Source organism: Streptomyces sp. NBC_00425 (genome assembly GCF_036030735.1).
GTDB lineage: Bacteria > Actinomycetota > Actinomycetes > Streptomycetales > Streptomycetaceae > Streptomyces.
Genome location: NZ_CP107928.1, coordinates 6,330,795 through 6,351,753, shown reverse-complemented (window position 1 = coordinate 6,351,753; position 20,959 = coordinate 6,330,795). Strand labels below are relative to the sequence as shown.

Here is a 20,959-nt window from a genome sequence, read left to right as displayed (position 1 = left end):
GGGTCGCTACTTCCTTCTCAAACGGGACTTCAGTTTCCTGACGGCGCCCCCCAGCGCCCGCCGGATGACCGTCCTCTTCGGGGGGTGGAGCTGGGCCGTGTCGACGACGACGCGTCCCTTGGGGTTGACGAGCGCCGACGCCCGGTACGGGTCCGCCTCCGGACCCCACAGCCGGGCCAGCGGCATGGGCAGCCCCTCGCCGCGCACGGGTATCTCGTACGTGAACCCTGCCACGTCCAGGTATACCCGCACACCCCGCCCGGCGGTGACGAGCTCCAGCGGGAACCGGGCGTGCAGCGTCGTGCCGGCGCCGTCCTCGGTGGGCTCCACCGTAGTCCCGCCCGTCGCGGCGGGCACGGCGTGGTCGGGCTTCAGCCGACGGGCGCCCGCCTTGTCGGCCGACTTCGGCATGGCCCCCTTGACGAGCCTCAGCACGGCGCCGTCGACGTCGCCGACGACCGGAACCCGCACCGACGCCGTGTACGTGAGCGCGTCGCCCTGCTGCTCCCAGGCGGAGGCCAGCAGCTCGGTGCCCTCGGCGAGCGGAGCCGGGACGGACTCCCCGAGCACCTCGTACACCCGGTCGGCGAGGCCGATGCGCGGGTCGCGGAAGCCGGGGTAGCGGGCGAAGGCGCGTGTGCCCTCGAGGACGAACGGGGTCGCTCCGCGCTTCTTCTCCGACGAGATCGCCTCGGCCAGCTCGTCGATCGCTCCGGCGTGCGCGAGGGCGATCCGCACCCGGCGCTTGACGTCCATCGCGTCGCGGATGCCGTCGGTGAAGTAGGTGTCGGCCAGCCGCGCTATGCCCGCGCAGATCTGCCGCTGCAGCTCGCGGTCGAGGGAGGGGAAGTCGTCCTGGACGAGCTTGGCCAGCTCCCACGTGAAGTGCCGCCGCAGGACCGCGTCGCGCTGCGGGCCGGCCTCGATGAGGCCGGCCGTGAAGTCCATGATCTCCGCGGTGGCCCGCAGCCGGGCCAGATGGTCGGCGCGGTAGGTGATGTTGCTGGCGTCGCCCCGCTTGACCGCGTAGTAGCAGACGTAGTCGGCCACCACCGAGATCTTCGCCGCGCGCACGCACGCCTCGATGGTGAACGGCTGGTCGCTGCCCACCGGCAGGTGCTCGGGGAAGCGCAGCTTGTACTTCTCGACCAGCTCCCGCCGGAACAGCTTGGTGTTGGCGAGGGTGAACGGCAGCGCCGAGTCGTACAGGCTGACGTTCGAGTCGTTCTTCTTGTACAGCGCCTGGTGCACGTACCGGCCGTTGGTCCCGACCATCTTGCCGACGACGACGTCGGAGCCGTGCTTGTCGCCGTACTTCACCATGCGCTCCAGGGCTTCCTCGCCCAGGTAGTCGTCGGAGCCGATGAAGTACACGTAGCGGCCGGTGGCCACCTCGAGCGCGCGGTTGCTGGGCGCGGCCGGGCCGCCGGAGTTGGGCTGGTGGAGCACCTTCACGGTGTCCGGGTACCGCGCCGCGAACCGGTCCAGCTCGGGCCCGCTGTCGTCGGTGGAGCCGTCGTCGACCGCGACGATCTCGAGACGTTCGCGGCCTATGCTCTGCCCGAGGAGCGAGTTCAGGCACTCCGTCAGGTAGGGCATGGTGTTGTACACGGCGATGACGACGGTGACGTCCGGAGCCGGAGCCGCCCTCATGATCCCGCCTTCGGGTTTCCGGGGACGAGACGGGTGTACAGCGCGTCGAGGACCTCGGCCTGTGCCTCCCAGGTCCAGGTGTCCAGCAGACCGGGCTTGTCGTACGCCGCCCGGTACTTCTCGGGGTCGGCCAGCACGGCCTTGATCGCGCGCGCCAGGTCGTCGATGTCCTCGGCCCGGCAGACCTCGCCCTGGCCGGTGGCACGGGTGACCTCGGACATGGTCTTCACGTCGCTCACGACCAGCGGCAGCCGGGCGTGCGAGTACTCGAAGAACTTCGTGATCAGGGCGATCTCGTGGTTCGGCCAGTGGTGGATGGGGATGCAGCCGACGTTCGCCGCGGACAGGAAGCGGACCACCTGCCAGTGCTTGACGTACGGCACGGCGTGCAGCCGGTCGCCGACGCCGAGCTCCCGGGCGCGGGCGAGCAGACCCTGGATGTAGCCGGCCGCCGGTGCGGGCACGACGAACGCCATGTGGACGCCGTCCAGCTTCGGCAGCGCCTCGACCATGTCGCCGAGGCCCCGCTGCGCGCCGGGTGAGCCGCTGTAGACGACCAGCGGGACGTCCGGTCCGATCCCGCACAGCTCGCGCAGGTCCGGCTCCGGCTCGGTGTCCTCGATCGCCGGGTCCCGCTCGACGGGGCGGTCTGGGGCGTTGAGGACGACGGTCGGCTGCTCGTCGAGGCCGTGGCGCTCGCGCAGCAGGTCGGCCAGGCCCTCGGAGACCGTGACGACGGCGTCGGCGAACGGGGCGTACTCGCTCTCGTGCGCGGTGTTGCCGGGGATCCAGTGGGCGTTGTCCTCCCACGGGCGTACGCCGGGCAGGAACTCGTGGGCGTCCCACACCAGCTTGACCTTGCGGCCCTTGGCGCGGGCGCGGACTGCGGCGCGGGCGCCGACGCCCAGCATGCGGAAGTCGTTGGCGTGGATGAGGTCGGGCTCCAGCGCGTCGATCTCCGCGCCGTACGTCAACTCGTAGTCCCACAGCACCGGTTCGAGGCGGCGCCAGGCGCGCTTGCCCTTGACGGCCTTCCAGGTCGCGGTGAAGGCGCGGTCGACCGGGCCGTGCAGGCCACGGCCGGCCTTCTGGGCCTGGCTGCTCTGACGGGCGCGGAACCCGACCCACTTCTGCATGAACTTCGACACCGGTCCGGCCACTGTGAGGCGGGCCTTCTCGGCCTTGCGGAACAGCGGGGAGCCGACCGCCTTCGGCGCGACCTTCAGCGCGGCGCGGCGGGTGGCCACGTCCACGCGCCAGGCCTTGATCCACTGACGGCGGTAGGCGGCCATCGGGCCCGGCGGGTAGGCGAGCGGACGACGCAGCGGTGAGCGGTGACGTTCGGCGTGCCGCTTGGCCAGCGGGGTCTTCAGCGGCAGCAGCCGGACCTCGGCGTCACCGAGCTTCCAGCTGCGGCCGTTGCCGGAGCGGACGAGACCGAGCAGCACCACGTCCCAGCCGGCGGCCGCGGCGGACTCGGCTGCCTTCTGCACCCGCGAGTCGCCGTCGACCTTGTTGTCGACCAGCATGACGACGCGACCCTTGACGGGGCGGGGTGCGCCGGCACTCTGCGCTTCCATTAACAGCCTCTCTAACCGGTCACTTGAGGAAATCGCTGAGGACCTGCACGGTCCAGGTCCCGTCGTGGTACATACGGGCGAACGCGGCGGACTCCCGGCCGATCCTGGCCGTGCCCTCGCGGTCGTCGACGAGGGCCTTCACCACTTCGCCGAGGGTGTCGGGGGTGGCGGAGACGATGGGCAGGGCGCCGTCCGTCGCGGCCTTCACACCATCGCTGATGTAGGCGACGACAGGCTTACCGGCAGCCATCGCCTCGACGGCGAACGTGCCATAACTGCCGGTGGTGAACTGGTCGAGCACCAGGTCGCAGCTCTGCACCAGCTCGCGCATCTCGGCCCACGGGATGCCCTCGGCGAGCCTGAACTCGATGAGTCCCTTGTCGTGGAGCTCGGTCATCACGGGGATGATCCGGTCGGTGCCCTTGGTCCACCGCTTCGAGGGGGCGTGCAGCACCAGCGGCCGCTCGCGCTCCATCACCGGCCGGTCCGTGGCCCAGGCGAGGACGTCCACGACCAGCGGCGCCCACTTCGCGGTCGGCAGGTCCTCCAGCAGGTCCGGCGTGGTGACGTACAGCGGCAGACCGGCCTCGGTGGCGATCCGCTTGTTGCGCTCGGCCTTGGCCTGGAGCTTCTTCGCGATGCCCTTGGGGGCGTCGTGGAAGAGCGAGAACGGGTGGCGGGCCATGTGGTTGCCGGGGTGCCGGATCTCGCTGCCGTGGGCGAGCAGCGCCACCTTGATACGGGCCTGCTTCAGCGCGTCGAGGTCACCGGCGATGGAGGAGCCGTTGAGATTGCCGAAGACCGGCATGAACGCGTCGACCAGCAGATGCGTATAACGTCCGACGATCCGTTCCACCTGCTGGAACTGGACGGGCAGCTCACCGAGCGCGGTCGCGTCGACGTAGACGTCGGCCGGGTAGTCGAAGGACTCCGGCTGCTTGTTCATGACGACCTCGACCGACACGTCGGGGTTGACGCGCGTGATCGCCTGGGCGTACGCGGCGCCCTGGCCCGCGTAGTTGGCCGGGCCGAGGCCCAGCCGGACACGGGTCTCGCCGAGCTTCTTCCAGGTCGGCTGGCCGTCGCCGTCCGTGATCTCCACGGTCCGTACGGCGTCCGGGGTCTCCTGCACCGTCCAGGACAGCTCGGGCCGCGGACCGGGCGGGGTCTTCTTCGACAGCTCGCGGTACAGCTTCAGCAGCTTGGCGCTCTGCGTCTCCCAGGACAGGTCCGTGCGGACCTCCTCGGTGATCGCCGCGGCGAGCTCGGCACGGTGCTCCATGGCCCGCGCCGCGGCCGGGGCGAACGTCTTCGGGTCGTCCCAGGTCCACACCTCGCCCAGACCGCGCTCCTCGACGTACGCCTTGATGACCTTCACGTCGCTGGTGACCAGCGGCAGTCCGGCCTGCAGGTACTCGGAGACCTTCGTCGGCAGCGACACCTCGCAGTTGGGGACCCGCCGGAAGGGGGTGAGGCCGAGGTCGGCGGAGGAGAGGTAGTCGGCGACCTCGTGCTGCGGCACGTACGGCACCAGGTGCACGCGGTCGCGCACGCCGAGGGCCTCGGCCCGGGCGAACAGCTGCTCGAGCAGGGGCGTCATCCGGCCGTGGACCAGGGCGAGGTGGAACCCCGGGAGGTCCGGCATGCCGTCGATGACGGCGTCCACACCGCGCTCCGGGCCGATCCAGCCCGCGTAGACCATCAACGGCGTCTCGGGGCCGAGACCGCAGGCCTCGCGCACCGACGAGGTGGACTTGCCGCCGCCGATCACCTCACGGACCGGCGAGTTGCCCACCACCAGCGGCGACTTGGCCAGCTTGTGGTCGTTCTTCAGCAGTTCCGCCATCTGCGGGGACACGGTGACGACCGCGTCGGCGCGGCCGATGAACTCGGCCTCCACCGCGGGCAGCGCGGACGCCTGGCGGCGGTTGGGCCACTCCACGCCCTTGATGTACTCGTGCGCGTCGTACAGCCAGACGCAGGTGCGGCCCCGGGCGCGCAGCCGGGCCGCGCTGAGCGCCGCCGTGGCGATCATCGTCACGTCGTTGGCGTGGATGACGTCCGGCTCGACCTCTTCGATCACCGGTCCGAAGGCGAGGTCGAGGTCGACCACCTGCGGCCAGTCACGGCGCCAGTCGCCGACCGGCGCCGGGTCCTTGGACTTGCGCCGCTGCTCCCACTTGAACGCCTTGACCCGCAGTCGGTGCACCGACCGGCGGGCTCGCAGCGCGGCCTTGATCGACGCCCGGCGCGGGGAGCCCGCGTACGCGGTCTCGGCGGACTTCTGCCGGACCCACGCCCGGTAGGCCGCGGTGTAGCGGTTGAGGGCCGCCTGGTCCTGCAGGTTGAACTGGGTGGCGGCCGCCCGCAGGGGGCGCGCCTTGCGGGTGTTCACCTCACGCAGGTAGTCCACGCCCACCGGGACGCGGATGACCTCGATCGGACCCATCTTCGACCGCTGGACGCGCTTGCTGTCGCTCCGGCCGATGAGGGTCACGTCCCAGCCGTCCCGGGCCGCGGCGACAGCGGTCTTCTGTACGCGAGAGTCGCCTGTGATGCCGTTGGCGACAATCACGGCAAGGCGCGGCCGGCGGGCAGGGGATTCCATGTGTGAGTTCCTCCGAGTGGAAGACAGAAGTTCGGCGTCCCCGGTTCCACGATCTGGTGGGAACCGGGGACGGGCGTTGTCGGCGACCCGCCACGCGGGTGTGTCAGGCCGCTCCGCTGCGGCTGTCGTCGAACCGCAGGGTCTTGCCTTCGGCAGCCGATTCCAGCACCGCGGCCGCCACCTCGACGGTGCGCATGCCCTGGCGCAGGGTGCAGATGTCGGCGGGCTTGCCGAGCACCGCGTCCCGGAAGAGCTCGTGCTCCACCAGCAGCGGCTCACGCTTGGCGATGGCGTACCTGATCATGTCGCCCTCGGAGACACCGCGGAAGGCCCGCAGGGCCTCCCACTCGGTGGTCACCGCGGCGTTGGAGTGGAACGTCAGATCGGCGGTGAGGGTGTCGGCTATGAAGCAGCCACGCTCGCCGGTGACCGAGGTGAACCGCTCCTTGAGCGGGCTCAGCCAGTTCACCAGGTGGTTGACCATGGTGCCGTCGTCGAGACGACCCACCGCGGAGACCATGTCCTCGTGCTCACGACCGCTCTTGGACACGGTGTGCGCGGCGATGGACACGTACTGCCGCCCCGTCACCCAGCCGGTGAGGTCGATGTCGTGGGTGGCGAGGTCCTTGACGACGCCGACGTCCGCGATGCGGTGCGGGAAGGGGCCCTGACGGCGGGTGACGACCTGGTAGACGTCGCCCAGCTCACCGGCCTCCAGCCGCGTCCGCAGCGACATCAGCGCGGGGTTGCACCGCTCGATGTGCCCGACGCCGGCCACCAGACCGCGCGACTCGAACGCGTCGACGAGACGACGGGCGCCCTCGACGGTGTCGGCGACCGGCTTCTCGACCAGCGCGCAGACCCCGGCCTCGGCCAGCGCCAGACCGACCGGCTCGTGCAGGGCGGTGGGGCAGGCCACGACCGCGTAGTCCACACCGAGGGCGATGAGCTCCTCGACGGTGTTCAGGATCGGCGCCCCCTGGGCGGCGCCGAACTTGTCACCCATCGGGTCGACGACGCCGACGAGTTCGACGCCGTCCAGACCGGACAGGACGCGGGCGTGGTGACGCCCCATGGAACCGAGGCCGACGAGTCCCGCTCGCAGCGACTTCCCGGTACTCACAGTTGCTCCCCCAGAGCATTGACAGCGGTGACGATGCGCTCCAGGTCCTGCGCGGACAGGGCCGGGTGCACGGGCAGCGACACGACCTCGGCGGCCGCGCGGTCCGTCTCGGGCAGGTCCCAGTCACGACCCGCCTTCTGGTCCGGCTCCCAGTACGGCTTCAGCCGGTGGATGGGAGTCGGGTAGTACACGGCGTTGCCGATGCCGGCCTCGGTCAGCTTGGCCATGGCGGCGTCGCGGTCACCCTGGATGCGCACCGTGTACTGGTGGTAGATGTGCCGCGCGCCCTCGGCCACCTTCGGCGTGAGGACGTTCGGCGCGGTGATGTGCTCGGTGAGGTACGCGGCGTTGGCGATGCGCTGCTCGGTCCAGCCGTCCAGCTTGCGGCGCTGGACGCGGCCGATGGCGGCGGACACGTCCGTCATGCGCACGTTGGCGCCGACGATCTCGTTCGCGTAGCGCTTCTCCATGCCCTGGTTGCGCAGCAGGCGCAGGGTCCGCGCGGTCTCCGCGTCACCGGTGGAGATCATGCCGCCCTCGAGGCTGTGCATGTTCTTCGTCGGGTAGAAGCTGAACGTGCCCGCGGCGCCGAAGGCGCCGACCGGCGTGCCGTTCAGCGCGGCCGCGTGCGCCTGGCAGGCGTCCTCGACCACGGCGAGACCGTGCTGCGCCGCGATCGCCATGATCTGGTCCATGGCCGCGGGGTGACCGTACAGGTGCACCGGCATGATCGCGGCGGTGCGCGGCGACAGGGCCGCCTCGACCGCCGCCGGGGACAGACAGAACGTCTCCGGGTCGATGTCGGCGAACACCACGTCGGCGCCGACCAGCCGGACCGCGTTGGCGGAGGCCGCGAACGAGAACGACGGCACGATGACCTCGTCGCCCGGGCCGAGGCCGAGGGCGAGGAGCGACAGGTGAAGAGCCGAGGTGCCGGAGTTGACCGCGACACAGTGGCGCCCGTCGACCAGCTCCGAGAACTCCTCCTCGAAGGCGGCCACCTCGGGTCCTTGGACGACCATGCCGCTGCGCAGTACGCGTACCGCGGCCTCGATCTCCTCCTCGCCGATCACAGGCTTGGCGGCCGGTATGAACACATGGGCGTCGGTCATCGACATCCCCTCCTCTACGGCGACCTCGAAGGCGCACCACGTCTTGCCTGGTCGGGAAGGAGCCGTGTCGATGCTCAGCACGGCCGCATCCCTGGTTGTCCGCCGATGCCTGTGGGCGGGCGAACGGCTTGTACACAGGACCCGCCTCAATGGGTTCCTGGCGGGAAGTCAGCCGTGTCCGGCTGGAAGACCGGATGTGCTCCATCGGCTGTGGTCACGGTGTGCATGTCATCGGCCACCGGGACCACAGTGCACGTTACCAGCCCGCGGACGGCGATTTTCTCCAGGGTTATCGCAGTGAAACCCAGCGCACGGGTGCGCTCTGTCACAAGCAGAACACAGAGTAACCCGCGAGTGAACGCACGGCGACGCGGACACCCGGGGTGCCGGGCGGCCGCGTCGCCGTGTGTTCACGAAGGCTCCCTCACGGGGCGTCAGTCCTCCGTCGGGGCGGAGACCGACGGCGCGCTCTGCTGCGCGGCGACCGTCTTCTTGGACACCGTCTTCGCCGCCTTCTTGGCCGTCGTCTTCTTGGCGACGGTCTTCTTCGCGGCCGTCTTCTTGGCCACCGCCGTCTTCGTGGCGGCCTTCTTGGCCGTGGCCTTCTTCGCCGTCTTGCGGGCGGCCGTCTTCTTCGCCGGAGCGGCCTGCGCCTCCTCGGCGGCGGGCGCCCCGGTCTCGGCGACGGCCGGCTCGCCTGCGCCCTCCGCGACAGCGGCCTCCGGCGCGGTCGACGGGACGACCACGACGGCCGTCTCCTCGGACGCGGTCGGTGCGGTGGCCTTGCGCACGGCCCGGCGGCGCGGGCGGGCCGGAGCCGCGCTCTCGACGGCGGGCTCGGCGACGGGCGTGTCGCCCGGTCCGGCCTCCGGCTGTGCGGCCTCGGCGACCGGGGCCGGCGCGACGGCCGGCTCGGCGACCGTGACCACGGCGGCCTCGGCGCCCGCCGGCGAACCGGCCGGCGCGGACACCTTGCGGGTGGCGCGACGACGCGTCCGGCCCTTGGGCGCGGCCTCGTCGACGGCCGGCGTGTCCGCCGCCGCCTCGACGACCGGGTCCTCGACGGCGACCGGCTCGGCGTGCGCCTCGGCCGCCTCGGCGGGCCGCACCGGGCGCTCGGCCTCCGCCTCGGCGGTGACCTCCTGCGCGGTGGGCGCGTCGACGAGCGCCTCGGGAGCCGCGGGCGACGCGGGGGCCGCCTCGACGGTCTCCGCCTCGCCGAACGCGTCGGAGCCGCCCGCCCTGCGCGACGCGCCGCCTCGCGGCGTGCCCGCCGGGGCGGACGCCCTGCGGCTCGCCCTGCGCCGGCCCCGGCCACGGGTGGCGGAGGCCTCCGCCTCGGCGATGCTGCTGTACAGCTCCTCGTCCGGCGCGAACTCCGGAGCGGCGAGCGCGACCGGCTCGGCCACCTCGGCGGCGACCTCGGCCTCGCTCTCCGCCTCCGGCTCGGCGCCCAGCGGCTCGACGACGTCGAGCGCCGCCTCGTGCTCGTGGGTGTGTCCGTCGCCGCCACGGCCGCGCTTCTTGCGCTTCCCGCCGCCGCCGGCCGCGGTCGGCTGCTCCATGTGGACGATGACGCCGCGCCCGTTGCAGTGCACGCAGGTCTCGGAGAACGACTCCAGCAGACCCTGCCCGACCCGCTTGCGGGTCATCTGGACGAGGCCCAGCGAGGTCACCTCGGCCACCTGGTGCTTGGTGCGGTCGCGGCCCAGGCACTCCAGCAGCCGGCGCAGCACCAGGTCCCGGTTGGACTCCAGCACCATGTCGATGAAGTCGATGACGATGATGCCGCCGAGGTCGCGCAGCCGCAGCTGGCGCACGATCTCCTCGGCCGCCTCCAGGTTGTTCCTGGTGACCGTCTCCTCGAGGTTGCCGCCCTGCCCGGTGAACTTGCCGGTGTTGACGTCGACCACGACCATCGCCTCGGTCCGGTCGATCACCAGCGAACCGCCGCTGGGCAGCCAGACCTTGCGGTCCAGCGCCTTGGCGAGCTGCTCGTCGATCCGGTACGTGGCGAAGACGTCGACCTCGGAGGTCCACCTCGACAGCCGCTCGGCGAGGTCCGGCGCGACGTGCGACACGTACCCGTGGATCGTCGACCAGGCCTCGTCACCGCTGACGATGACCTTGGTGAAGTCCTCGTTGAAGATGTCGCGCACGACCCGGACGGTCATGTCCGGCTCGCCGTACAGCAGCGTCGGGGCGTTGCCGCCGTTCTTCGCCTTCTTCTGGATGTCCTCCCACTGGCCCTGCAGCCGCTCGACGTCACGGCGCAGCTCGTCCTCGCTGGCGCCCTCGGCGGCGGTGCGCACGATGACGCCCGCGTCCTCGGGGACGATCTTCTTGAGGATCGTCTTCAGCCGGGCCCGCTCGGTGTCGGGCAGCTTGCGGCTGATGCCGGTCATCGAGCCCTCGGGCACGTACACCAGGTAGCGACCCGGGAGGGAGACCTGGCTGGTCAGACGCGCGCCCTTGTGCCCGATCGGGTCCTTGGTGACCTGCACGAGGACCGACTGGCCCGACTTCAGGGCGGCCTCGATACGGCGCGGCCCGTTGGCCATGCCGAGCGCCTCGAAGTTCACCTCGCCGGCGTAGAGGACGGCGTTGCGCCCCTTGCCGATGTCGATGAAGGCGGCCTCCATCGACGGCAGCACGTTCTGGACCTTGCCCAGGTACACGTTGCCGACGTACGAGGTGGCCTGCTCCTTGTTGACGTAGTGCTCGACGAGCACGTTGTCCTCGAGGACGCCGATCTGGGTGCGCTCGCCGCTCTGGCGGACGACCATCACCCGCTCGACGGCCTCGCGGCGGGCCAGGAACTCGGCCTCGGTGATGATCGGCACACGACGGCGGCCCTGCTCACGGCCTTCCCGGCGGCGCTGCTTCTTGGCCTCCAGACGGGTCGAGCCCTTGATGGACTGCACCTCGTCGGACGGCTCGGAGGGCTTGCGCGGCTCGCGGACCTTGACGACGGTGCGCTCCGGGTCCCCGTCGCCGGGCTCGGCCTCGGTGGACGAGTCGCCGGCGCGACGACGACGCCGACGGCGGCGACGGCTTCCGGCGGTGGAACCGCCCGCCTCGTCGTCCTCCGCGTCCTCGTCCTCCTGCTCGGCGGTGTCCTCGGCGTCCTGCGCGGACTGCTCGGCGGCGAACTCGTCGGAGTCGGCGTCCCCGGAGTCCCCCTCGCCGTCGGCGGCGTCGCCACGGCGACGGCGGCGGCCGCCCCGGCGGCGACGGCGGCGCGAACCGGTCTCCTCGGTCTCGTCGTCGCCGTCGGCGACGTCGTCGGCGGACTCGTCGGCGTCCTCCGGCTCGGTCTCCGGCTCGTCCTCGACGGCGGGGGCGGCGGCCCGGGCGGCGGGCGCGGCGGGGCGGTCGGTCTCGGTCTCGTCGTCGGATCCGGCGGCCCGGCGACGACGGCGGCGGCGCGAACCGGTCGGCTCCTCCACCGGCTCCTGGATGTCTTCGCGCTCCTCCGCCTCGGCCTCCGCCTCACCGGCATCGGCCTCTGCGGCGGCGGCCTCGGCGGCGGCCCGCTGCGGGGTCTGGAACTGCGGCTCGGCGAACACGGGCGCCTGGAACACGGCGACCGCGGGCCGCGCGGGACGGCTCGGCGCGTCGGACTCGGCGCGCTCCTGGGCGGGCGCGGTGAAGCCGCCCGCGGCCCGACGGACCACACGGCGGCGGCCACGCCGGGAACCGGCGTCCTCGTCTGGGGCGGGCGCCTCGTCGGCGGCAGCGGCCTCGAGGGCCGTCGCCTTCGTCACGGCGGCGGGGGCCGGCTCGGCCGGCGCGGCGACCGGCTCGGAGACCTTCACGGCCTCGGACACCTCGGCGGTCTCGGCCTCGGCGGGCGCGGCGGCGCGACGGGTCGCCCGGCGACGGGAGCGGGGCGCGGGCTCTGCGGGCGCCTCGTCGGCGACCGCGGGCGTCTCGGTCTGCGCGGGGGCGGGCGTCTCGGCCTCGGCGGCGACGGCGGGCGTCTCGGCTTCCGGGGCTCCGGCGGGGGCGGTCGCCCGGCGGGTGGCCCGGCGGCGGGTACGGGGGGCGGCCTCGACGGGCGCCTCGGGCTCCGGCTCGGGCTCCGCGAGGGCCTTCTCTGAGGCCGGCTCGACGGCGGGCTCGACGACCTCGGCCGCGGCCTCCTCGGCCGGCGCGGACACGCGGCGCGTGGCCCGGCGACGGGCACGGCGAGGAGCGGCGTCCTCGGCAGGGGTCTCCTCGGCCTCGGCCACGGCCTGCTCGGCGGGGGCTTCCTCCGCCGCGGCCACGGGCACGACGGTCTCGGCGGCCTCGACGGCAGCCGGTGCACCGGCGGGCGCGGACGCACGGCGGGTGGCCCGGCGGCGCGTCCGGGGCGCGACCTCGGGCTCCTGCGCCTCGGCGTCCTCGGAGACCTTCTCCTCCGGGACGGTCACGTCCTGGAGGTCCTCCTCCGCCAGCTGCTCGGCTGACTCCACTGCCGGTATGGCCGGCGTGGTGATCTCGGCCGAGGCTTCGGCGGCGGCGACCGGCGGACCCGCCGGCCGGGAAGCGGCACGGCGCCGACGACGCGGCGGCAGGGTGTCGCTGGGGGTGTTGGCATCGGAGTCCGGAACGGACTCTGTGGATTCGGTTGGCTCGAGCATGCGGGCGTTTCTCCCGTCAGGCTCCCGGGCGCCGCGCCTGGTCCGGCGGCGATCACGAAGGATCGACCGCCGTTGACGTCCGCGGCTCGCGCGATGCGCGGTGCCGCCGTCCGGGGCGCGGGCGCCGCACGGGAGCTCTCTGTGTCCTGTCTCGCCGGTTCCGTACGCCCACTGCGCACGGCCTGGCGAAAGTCTTCTGGTCGGTTCGCCGCCCGACCCAGGTGGCTCCCGAGTACGAGGGCGGCGCTACGGCGTACGTTCCTTCGCGGAACCTTCCCTACGCGGGCGCCTTCGCGGCGGCAGGTTCGGCCGTTGTAGGGGCCTGAACTGCCTCGCGGTCGGGCGCGAGCGGGTCGGTCACCGTGCCGGTCTCTGCATCGAACAGCCCCTGCGCCAGCCTGGTCACCGCTGCGGGGACCGGCGGCGCCAGGTCGGCCACGGCGCGGAGACCGGACAGGACGTCGTCGGGTCGTACGGCAGGCGTCACGTGCCGAACAACCAGCCGCAGTATCGCACAGGGCTGGTCGGTCGGCCTATCAGCGGGTTCACTGTGCGTTTCCAGCCGGGCGACCGCGGCACGGGCGTCGAAGGTCCGCAGGCCGTTCTTGGTCATGCGCTGGACCTCGACGGCGTCAGCCTCGTTGAAGGCGTTCACCGCCCGGTCGGCGTCGGCCGGGTCCACGCCGTCCAGCCGCAGCTCCCACACGGAGGCCGTCAGCCGGTCGGCGAGCCCCGAGGTCCGGGCCTCGACCGCGTCGACGATGTCGAGGCCGGTGGGCAGCGACTCGTCGAGGAGGAGTCTCAGTTTCTCCGGGTCACGCGCCGCGGTGAGCGCGATCTCCAGATACTCCGCCTCACTGCCCGTGCCGGTGGGTGCGGCATTGGCGTACGACACCTTCGGATGCGGCGTGAACCCCGCCGAGTACGCCATCGGCACCTCGGCACGGCGCAACGCACGCTCGAAGGCGCGCTGGAAGTCACGGTGGCTGGTGAACCGGAGGCGGCCGCGCTTGGTGTAGCGCAGTCGGATGCGCTGCACCGCGGGTGCGGGCGGCGGGCCTTCGGGCTGTCGCTTGCCCAGTGTCGTTCAGTCCTTCGTGAGAGCGGTCGTACTGCTACCAAGAGTACGTGCCTCGCCCGTCGATGGTTCCCGCCGGCCGACAGCCTCCGGTTGCAGCGGCTTCCCGAAGAGCAGCTGCCGCACGTCGGCGCGGGCCTGCCGTGCCGTCTCCCGGGCGGCGTCCAGCGCCTGCCGGGTGGCCCGGCCCACGCTGCGCGCGGCACGGGCGGCGGGCCGCAGCACGGCGTCGCGGACGGCGTGCCCGACCGGGGTGAGGACGGTTCGGTACACCCAGCGCACCGGCTCGACGAAGATCCACCGCAGGAGGGTCCCGAGGAACCTCCCGACCGTCAGCGAGAGGTGTCCGGCGACCCGCCAGGCGTGCCCGAGCGCGTCCCCCACCTCCCGGGCGACGACCGCGAGGACGCGGCCGGCGGGGGCGAGCACCCAGCGCCACAGGGCGGCCGCGGGCAGCGCGACCAGGATCCTGGCGGTCCAGTACAGGACGGTCCCGATCCCGCTGAACAGCAGCGCCAGGAGGCGCCCCACCCCGAGCGCGCACCAGGCGACGGCCCGGCCGACCGGCGCGAGGATCCACGTGTGCAGCCACCGGGCGGGGACGACGACGAGGTGGCGAAGCAGCCAGGTGACGGCCGTGTACGAGCCGACCCCGACGGCGGCGAGGACGGCTCCGATCCCCTTGGCCAGCCACGCGAGCGCGTGCCCCACCGGCGTCAGCACGCGCGCGTACAGCCACCCGAACCCGGCCCCGGCCGTCCGCGCCAGCCAGGCGACGCCCTGCCCGAGCGGTGTCAGGACGTACCGGTACAGCCAGAGCGCCGGTACGACCAGCAGCACGTGTCCGAGCCAGGCGAGCGCCTTGCCCGCGGGGGTCAGGACGTACCGCCACAGGCCGATCAGCGGCAGGACGAACAGCGCCTTCCCGAGCCAGAGCAGGGCCCGCACGAACGGCCGCAGCACGGTGTCCCGGAGGAACCGTCCCGCGACGACGAGAAGGTCCCACGCCATCCGCACGGGCACGACCAGCACGAGCACGACGATCCGCACGGGCAGCCGGATCGCGACGACCAGGCACCCCTCGGGTGCCCGGTCGCCTGACGCGGGCGGCAGCTCGGGCGGTTCGGCGGTCGGTTTCTGCAGGTCCATGTGGACGTAGACGCCACAACGGGCTCGGCGGATGCGCCGATGCGAGGGCGCTGACCCGAACGGCCCCACACGGACGGGCGCCGACAGGTACGGACGGATACGGATGTGCGCGGACGGGTCATGAGGGAGCGTCAGGGCTGACTACCGCTTGCGGACCCGCGCCGCCTTCCCCGCCCGGGACGCCTTCGGACGGCGTACCGGGGTGATCGTGGAGGCCTGGGCCTTGACGTGGGGGACGGAGAACTCCCGGTTGGTCTCCGTCTGGCGGCGGATGGCGTCGGGCAGGTCCGGCATGGCCGACAGCACGTCGCAGGCCCGGACGGCGGCCGCGTGGTCGCCGACCCAGTAGGCGCAGATGGAGAACTCGAAGAGGAGCCCCCACTGGTACACCCAGGACCTGGTGAAGAGAAGATCGTCCGGCTCGGGGCGGCCGACGACCGCGCCGAGCAGGGAGTACGCCGTGTGGTAGCGGCCTCGCAGGCGCAGTCGCGAGGCCAGTTCGTAGACGGCCTCGAGCCGGGCGGGCCGGGACTCCCAGGCACGGGAGAACGTGTCCATGGCCCCCGACCAGTCGTCAGCCCCCTCCGCCCGGAGGATCCCGGCCTCGAGGAGCGAGCAGTACACCTCCTCGCCCCAGCCGCCCAGTTCGGCCCGCCGCTCGTACAGCGCGATCGCCTCGTCCGCGTGCCCCAGGTCGCGTTCGGTGTTGGCGAGGTAGAAGACCGTGCGCGGGTTGGCCGGATCGCGCTCGAACTCGGCGCGCAGCAACCGCGCGTCGCGCTCGAACTTGTCCCCGCGGCAGCCGCCGTCCGCGTGGTCCTCGATGACGAGCGCGTCGAGGTTCTCCTGCCGGTCGGGACCGTCGGTGCAGGGGTACTCGTGGGTGACGCCCTCGTACCGCCACGCGCGGTCGCCGCGCATGAGGTGCTTGAAGCGGTGCTGGGAGCCGGGGGTGTCGTAGCGCAGCATGTACGAGTCCGCCGTCAGCCGGGGCAGCGGGGCGTCCTGCCGCACGACGTGGTCGGCGTCGAGCGTGAGCAGGTAGTCGGCCTTGCCGAGGGCATGCCGGATGTTCCGTGTCCGGTTGTGCCCGAAGTCGACCCAGGGCTCGTCGTGGAGCTCCCCCGGAATGCCGTCGAGCACCTCCCGGATCACTTCCCGCGTCGCGTCCGTCGACCCGGTGTCGGAGATCACCCAGTAGTCGATGAGAGGGCGCACGGACTCCAGGCAGCGGCCGATCACCTGCGATTCGTCCTTGACGATCATGCACAGGCAGAGGGTCTGGTGTTTCACGGGCGTCAACGTGACACAGGCCCGCTCACCGGTCGCCCGTCCCACGCGCGGAATGCCCCCATCAGTGCGCGTCGATTAGTCCGATACGTCGATAAAAGTGATGATGCGGGCCTCGTGTCTCGATCGAGCCGCTTCACGTCGTCCAAGCTCGCCCACACGGCCGGGATGCGCCCGGACCGGTCGATCGCGAGGAGCACGCACATGCGGCATGAGTTCGGACCAGACTCCCCCCTCGGGCCGGTGGCCCGGCACAGGTGCAAGCAGGCCGGCATGCTGGCCTCGCTCGCCGTGATCCTGGCGGCCGGCCTGATCAGCCCGGCGGCCGCGGCGGCGGGCAGCGCCACCGAGGGAACACGGACGGCGGCCGTCGCCGGGGGCGACAAGTGCAAGCCGAAACCGCACCGTGCAAGTCAGGCCGGCGGCAAGGACAGGTGCCGCGGCCCGAGGGGTCCCCGGGGCGCCACCGGTCCGACGGGCCCGACCGGCGCCCCGGGCGAACCGGGTCAGCCGGGTCAGCCGGGCAGTACCGGCCCGACGGGACCGTGCGTCGACATCGACGCCTACCAGGACCAGCAGGTGTACGAGGTCCGCGGTGCGGTGACCGGCGGTTTCACCTACGCGGGCATCCGCGACGTCCGCCCCAACGCCGACCACCTCCTGCGGTGGACCGACCTCAGCACCAGGACCGGGTATCCGAACGGAGGCGCGGCGGGTTTCGCCTGCGGGGTGTCGATCAACGAGCACAGTCAGGGCGCGCAGGACCTGGCGGGGATCAAGATCGACGTCCTGACCACCACGGGCCAGGTCTTCGAGATCATCTGCAGGGCGAGCCAGGTCGCCGGCCGGGCAACCCTGACCTGTCCCGACCCCGCGTTCCCGACCCTGGCCTGGCAGCCGTTGAACTCCCCGGAACCGGGAAGCAACGACAGCCTCCGCCGCGCCACCTGACGTCGAAGGCCCCCCTTTCCGCCGGGAGAGGGGGGCCGTTCGCCGGACTCAGTGCGCGTGCCCGCTGCCCGCCGGCTGCTTCACGGTCAGCGGCAGCAGCTTCTGGCCGGTCGGGCCGATCTGGATGTGGGTGTCCATCGCCGGGCAGACGCCGCAGTCGAAGCAGGGGGTCCAGCGGCAGTCCTCGACCTCGGTCTCGTCGAGGGCGTCCTGCCAGTCCTCCCAGAGCCAGTCCTTGTCGAGGCCCGAGTCCAGGTGGTCCCAGGGCAGGACCTCCTCGTACGTCTTCTCCCGGGTCGTGTACCAGTCGACGTCCACGCCGAAGGCGGGCAGCGTCTTGTCGGCGCAGCTCATCCAGCGGTCGTAGGAGAAGTGCTCGCGCCAGCCGTCGAAACGGCCGCCGTCCTCGTAGACGGCCCGGATGACCGCGCCGATGCGGCGGTCGCCGCGCGAGAGCAGGCCCTCGACGATGCCGGGCTTGCCGTCGTGGTAGCGGAAGCCGATGGAGCGGCCGTACTTCTTGTCGCCGCGGATCTTGTCCCGGAGCTTCTGCAGGCGCGCGTCCGTCTCCTCGGCGGAGAGCTGCGGGGCCCACTGGAAGGGGGTGTGCGGCTTGGGCACGAACCCGCCGATGGAGACCGTGCAGCGGATGTCGTTCTGGCCGGAGACCTTACGGCCCTCGGCGATCACGTTCATCGCCATGTCGGCGATCTGCAGGACGTCCTCGTCCGTCTCCGTGGGAAGGCCGCACATGAAGTACAGCTTCACCTGACGCCAGCCGTTTCCGTACGCGGTGGAGACGGTGCGGATCAGGTCCTCCTCGGAGACCATCTTGTTGATGACCTTGCGCATGCGCTCCGAGCCGCCCTCGGGCGCGAACGTCAGGCCCGAGCGGCGGCCGTTGCGCGTCAGCTCGTTCGCCAGGTCGACGTTGAAGGCGTCCACGCGGGTGGAGGGGAGGGACAGACCGATCTTGTCCTCCTCGTAGCGGTCCGCGAGTCCCTTGGCGACCTCGCCGATCTCGCTGTGGTCGGCGCTCGACAGCGAGAGCAGGCCGACCTCCTCGAAGCCGGTGGCCTTCAGACCCCTCTCGACCATCTCGCCGATGCCCGTGATGGACCGCTCGCGCACCGGGCGGGTGATCATGCCGGCCTGGCAGAAACGGCAGCCCCGGGTGCAGCCGCGGAAGATCTCCACCGACATGCGCTCGTGGACCGTCTCGGCGAGCGGGACCAGCGGCTGCTTGGGGTAGGGCCACTCGTCGAGGTCCATGACGGTGTGCTTGGACACACGCCACGGCACGCCCGACCTGTTCGGCACCACACGCGCGATCCGGCCGTCCGGCAGGTACTCGACGTCGTAGAACCGCGGGATGTACACCGCGCCCGTCTTCGCGAGGCGCAGGAGGACCTCCTCGCGGCCACCGGGCCGGCCCTCGGCCTTCCACTCGCGGATGATCTTCGTCATGTCGAGGACGGCCTGTTCGCCGTCGCCGATGACCGCCGCGTCGATGAAGTCGGCGATCGGCTCGGGGTTGAAGGCCGCGTGGCCGCCCGCGAGGACGATCGGGTCGTCGATCGTGCGGTCCGCGGCCTCCAGCGGGATGCCGGCCAGGTCCAGGGCGGTCAGCATGTTCGTGTAGCCCAGCTCCGTGGAGAAGGACAGACCGAAGACGTCGAAGGCCTTCACCGGACGGTGGCTGTCCACGGTGAACTGCGGGACGGCGTGCTCCCGCATCAGCGCCTCCAGGTCCGGCCACACGCTGTAGGTGCGCTCGGCGAGGACGCCCTCCTGCTCGTTCAGCACCTCGTAGAGGATCATGACGCCCTGGTTGGGCAGGCCGACCTCGTACGCGTCCGGGTACATCAGCGCCCAGCGGACGTCCGAGGACTCCCAGGGCTTGACCGTGGAGTTGAGCTCGCCGCCCACGTACTGGATCGGCTTCTGCACATGCGGGAGCAGTGCTTCGAGCTGCGGGAAGACCGACTCGACAGACATCGCGGGGGCACCTTCGTGAGCGGACTGGGGGGTCCCCCCGGGCGGAGGCTGGGGGGTGACCATCTAGCCTAACCCGGCCGCAGGACTCCCCCACCCTCGTAAGGACCGCCGCGGTCCGCCGTCAAACCTCCGTCGCCCCGCGGATCCGCTCCCAGGCCGCCGGCAGCTCCTGCTCCACCAGCTCGGCCCGCCGTTCCTCCCGTCCGTACAGGAGCCCGTACGTGAACGCGCTCTCGCCCGCCGCGTGCGCCACGGCGGACAGCTCGCGCAGGGTCTGCCGGGCCATGACGCTGTCCTGGTGCTCACCGAGCAGGCTCTGCAGCGACTTCATGGACTTGGCCAGCGCCTTGGCCGGCCGGCCGATCGCCGGGGTCGCCGTCTCCGCCGCGTACCGGGTCCGCTTGGCCTTCTTGCGCGCCTCGTGCAGGCCCTCGTCGCGGTCGCGGCCCGGCGGTGCCTGAAGGGCCTGTTCGACGAGGTCGGACACCTTCCCGAAATCCCGTCGCACGGCCTTGGCGAGCACCTTGGCGGGCTTGCCCTCGGCGGCGGTCCGCAGCGGCGGTTCGGCGACGAAGGCGTCGAGGGCGTCCAGCAGGGCCAGGTAGCGCGCGGAGTCGAGGACGCCCAGCAGCCGGCGGCGGGAGCCGTGGTGCTGGGCCTTGGCCCAGGTCTGCAGCCGTTCGCCGACCGGGCCGGAGACGAGGGCGCCCGGCAGGCCGTCGAGGCCTTCGCCGAGGCGTTCGGCCAGCACCTCCTGGTCGCGGCCCACGCCCAGTTCGCCGGCCAGCCACTTCAGCTCGACGCCGATCGGGTCGGTGACGCCCCGGTCGAGGACCTTGCGGAAGGAGCGGAAGGTGCTGCGCAGCCGGCGGGTGGCCACACGCATGTCGTGCACGGCGTCCTCGGTGTCCTGGCGGACGGCCGGATCCAGCGCGAGGATCGCGTCCCGCTGCGCACGGAGGTACGCCAGTACATGATCACCGGCGGTCACGGGCTCCCGGTCCGGGGCCGTGCGCCCCGCCCCTTCCGCCTCGACCGCCGGCTTCCCCTTGGCGTGGCCCTTCGCCTTGCCGTCGCCCTTTCCGCTGGCCTCGCCCTTCCCCTTCGCCGCCGCCTTCATCTCGTCGCCCTCGGCAGCCGCCTTCGCCCTGGCCCGCTTCTTCCTGGGCGCCGTCTCCGCCAGAGCCCGCGCGAGCTTCGAAGCCGACTTCGAGGGCCGCACGCCCGCCTTGCGCAGCTTCTTGTCCAGCTTGTCGAGCAGGGCCGGATCGCCGCCGTCGGCGAGCTCCACCTCGATCTCGGTCCACTGGGCCCTGCCCTCGCCGCCGAACAGCCGGTCCGCCCGGACGGCGTCCACGCTGGCCTCGGCGAGCAGCCGGCCCTCGGCGTCGAGGAGTAGGCGGACGTCGCGCTCCGAGCGGAGCCGCACCACGGGCACGAGCTGCCCCTCGCGGACGCGGGAGCGCACCAGCCCGGCGAGCTCGTCGGGCACGCCGTCGGAGAGCGGGGCCCGGATCTCGTCCCGGACGCCGGCGGCGACGGGGAGTTTCAGGTGCCAGCCGGCGTCGGACCCGCCGGTGCGACGGCGCAGGGTGATGGACGCCGCTGCCAGGCGCAGGTCGGACGTGTCGTAGTAGATCGCGTCCAGCTCGGCGACGCCCTGGTCGAGGACGGACGCGACTCCGGCCACGCCGGTGAGGTCGGGCAGCCCGCTGTCATCGGATTCGTACTTGCGCTCGATCTCGCGTTTCGTCTCCGCCATGAACTGAATCTAGTCGGAGTCGGGCCC

At 72.2% G+C, this 20,959-nt stretch carries 12 protein-coding genes; 1 reads left to right on the top strand and 11 read right to left on the bottom strand.

Annotated features, from left to right (window positions below):
* Nucleotides 1–6: 6 nt before the first annotated feature.
* The 9 genes from OHS82_RS27730 to OHS82_RS27690 form a co-directional block, all read right to left on the bottom strand.
* Nucleotides 7–1,653 (bottom strand): glycosyltransferase family 2 protein, encoded by a 1,647-nt coding sequence (locus OHS82_RS27730; RefSeq protein ID WP_328434742.1) that lies wholly within the window; start codon nt 1,651–1,653, stop codon nt 7–9.
* On the bottom strand, nt 1,650–3,233 hold the full coding sequence (locus tag OHS82_RS27725) for a glycosyltransferase family 4 protein (RefSeq protein WP_242432918.1): 1,584 nt from the start codon (nt 3,231–3,233) through the stop codon (nt 1,650–1,652). The genes OHS82_RS27730 and OHS82_RS27725 overlap by 4 nt, the downstream gene beginning before the upstream one ends.
* Nucleotides 3,234–3,252: 19 nt before the next feature.
* The gene (locus tag OHS82_RS27720) at nt 3,253–5,841 is read right to left on the bottom strand and encodes a glycosyltransferase family 4 protein (RefSeq protein ID WP_057574678.1); all 2,589 of its coding nucleotides are present in this window, start codon (nt 5,839–5,841) and stop codon (nt 3,253–3,255) included.
* A gap of 103 nt (nt 5,842–5,944) precedes the next feature.
* Entirely contained in the window at nt 5,945–6,916 is a 972-nt protein-coding gene (locus OHS82_RS27715) for a Gfo/Idh/MocA family protein (RefSeq protein ID WP_057574852.1), read from the bottom strand.
* A gap of 44 nt (nt 6,917–6,960) precedes the next feature.
* Entirely contained in the window at nt 6,961–8,076 is a 1,116-nt protein-coding gene (locus OHS82_RS27710; RefSeq protein ID WP_107105089.1) for a DegT/DnrJ/EryC1/StrS family aminotransferase, read from the bottom strand.
* A gap of 434 nt (nt 8,077–8,510) precedes the next feature.
* Nucleotides 8,511–12,704: an Rne/Rng family ribonuclease gene (locus OHS82_RS27705; RefSeq protein WP_328434741.1), complete on the bottom strand. Its 4,194-nt coding sequence runs from the start codon at nt 12,702–12,704 to the stop codon at nt 8,511–8,513.
* 277 nt (nt 12,705–12,981) lie between these two features.
* Nucleotides 12,982–13,743, bottom strand: a complete 762-nt coding sequence (locus OHS82_RS27700) for a TIGR03936 family radical SAM-associated protein (RefSeq protein WP_057574676.1) — start codon at nt 13,741–13,743, stop codon at nt 12,982–12,984.
* Nucleotides 13,744–13,791: 48 nt separating this feature from the next.
* Complete coding sequence (locus OHS82_RS27695; protein WP_328434740.1) at nt 13,792–14,931, bottom strand: hypothetical protein; 1,140 nt, start codon at nt 14,929–14,931, stop codon at nt 13,792–13,794.
* 141 nt (nt 14,932–15,072) lie between these two features.
* Nucleotides 15,073–16,224: a glycosyltransferase gene (locus tag OHS82_RS27690; RefSeq protein ID WP_242432915.1), complete on the bottom strand. Its 1,152-nt coding sequence runs from the start codon at nt 16,222–16,224 to the stop codon at nt 15,073–15,075.
* Between the two features lie 201 nt (nt 16,225–16,425).
* Here OHS82_RS27690 and OHS82_RS27685 point away from each other — a divergent pair, with 201 nt between their 5' ends.
* Nucleotides 16,426–17,172: a collagen-like triple helix repeat-containing protein gene (locus tag OHS82_RS27685; protein ID WP_328434739.1), complete on the top strand. Its 747-nt coding sequence runs from the start codon at nt 16,426–16,428 to the stop codon at nt 17,170–17,172.
* A gap of 48 nt (nt 17,173–17,220) precedes the next feature.
* Here OHS82_RS27685 and OHS82_RS27680 read toward each other — a convergent pair whose 3' ends face one another.
* Complete coding sequence (locus OHS82_RS27680; RefSeq protein WP_057574672.1) at nt 17,221–19,170, bottom strand: TIGR03960 family B12-binding radical SAM protein; 1,950 nt, start codon at nt 19,168–19,170, stop codon at nt 17,221–17,223.
* A gap of 121 nt (nt 19,171–19,291) precedes the next feature.
* A complete protein-coding gene (locus OHS82_RS27675) occupies nt 19,292–20,932 on the bottom strand; it encodes a CYTH and CHAD domain-containing protein (protein WP_057574671.1) in 1,641 nt (546 codons plus the stop codon).
* Nucleotides 20,933–20,959 lie beyond the last annotated feature (27 nt).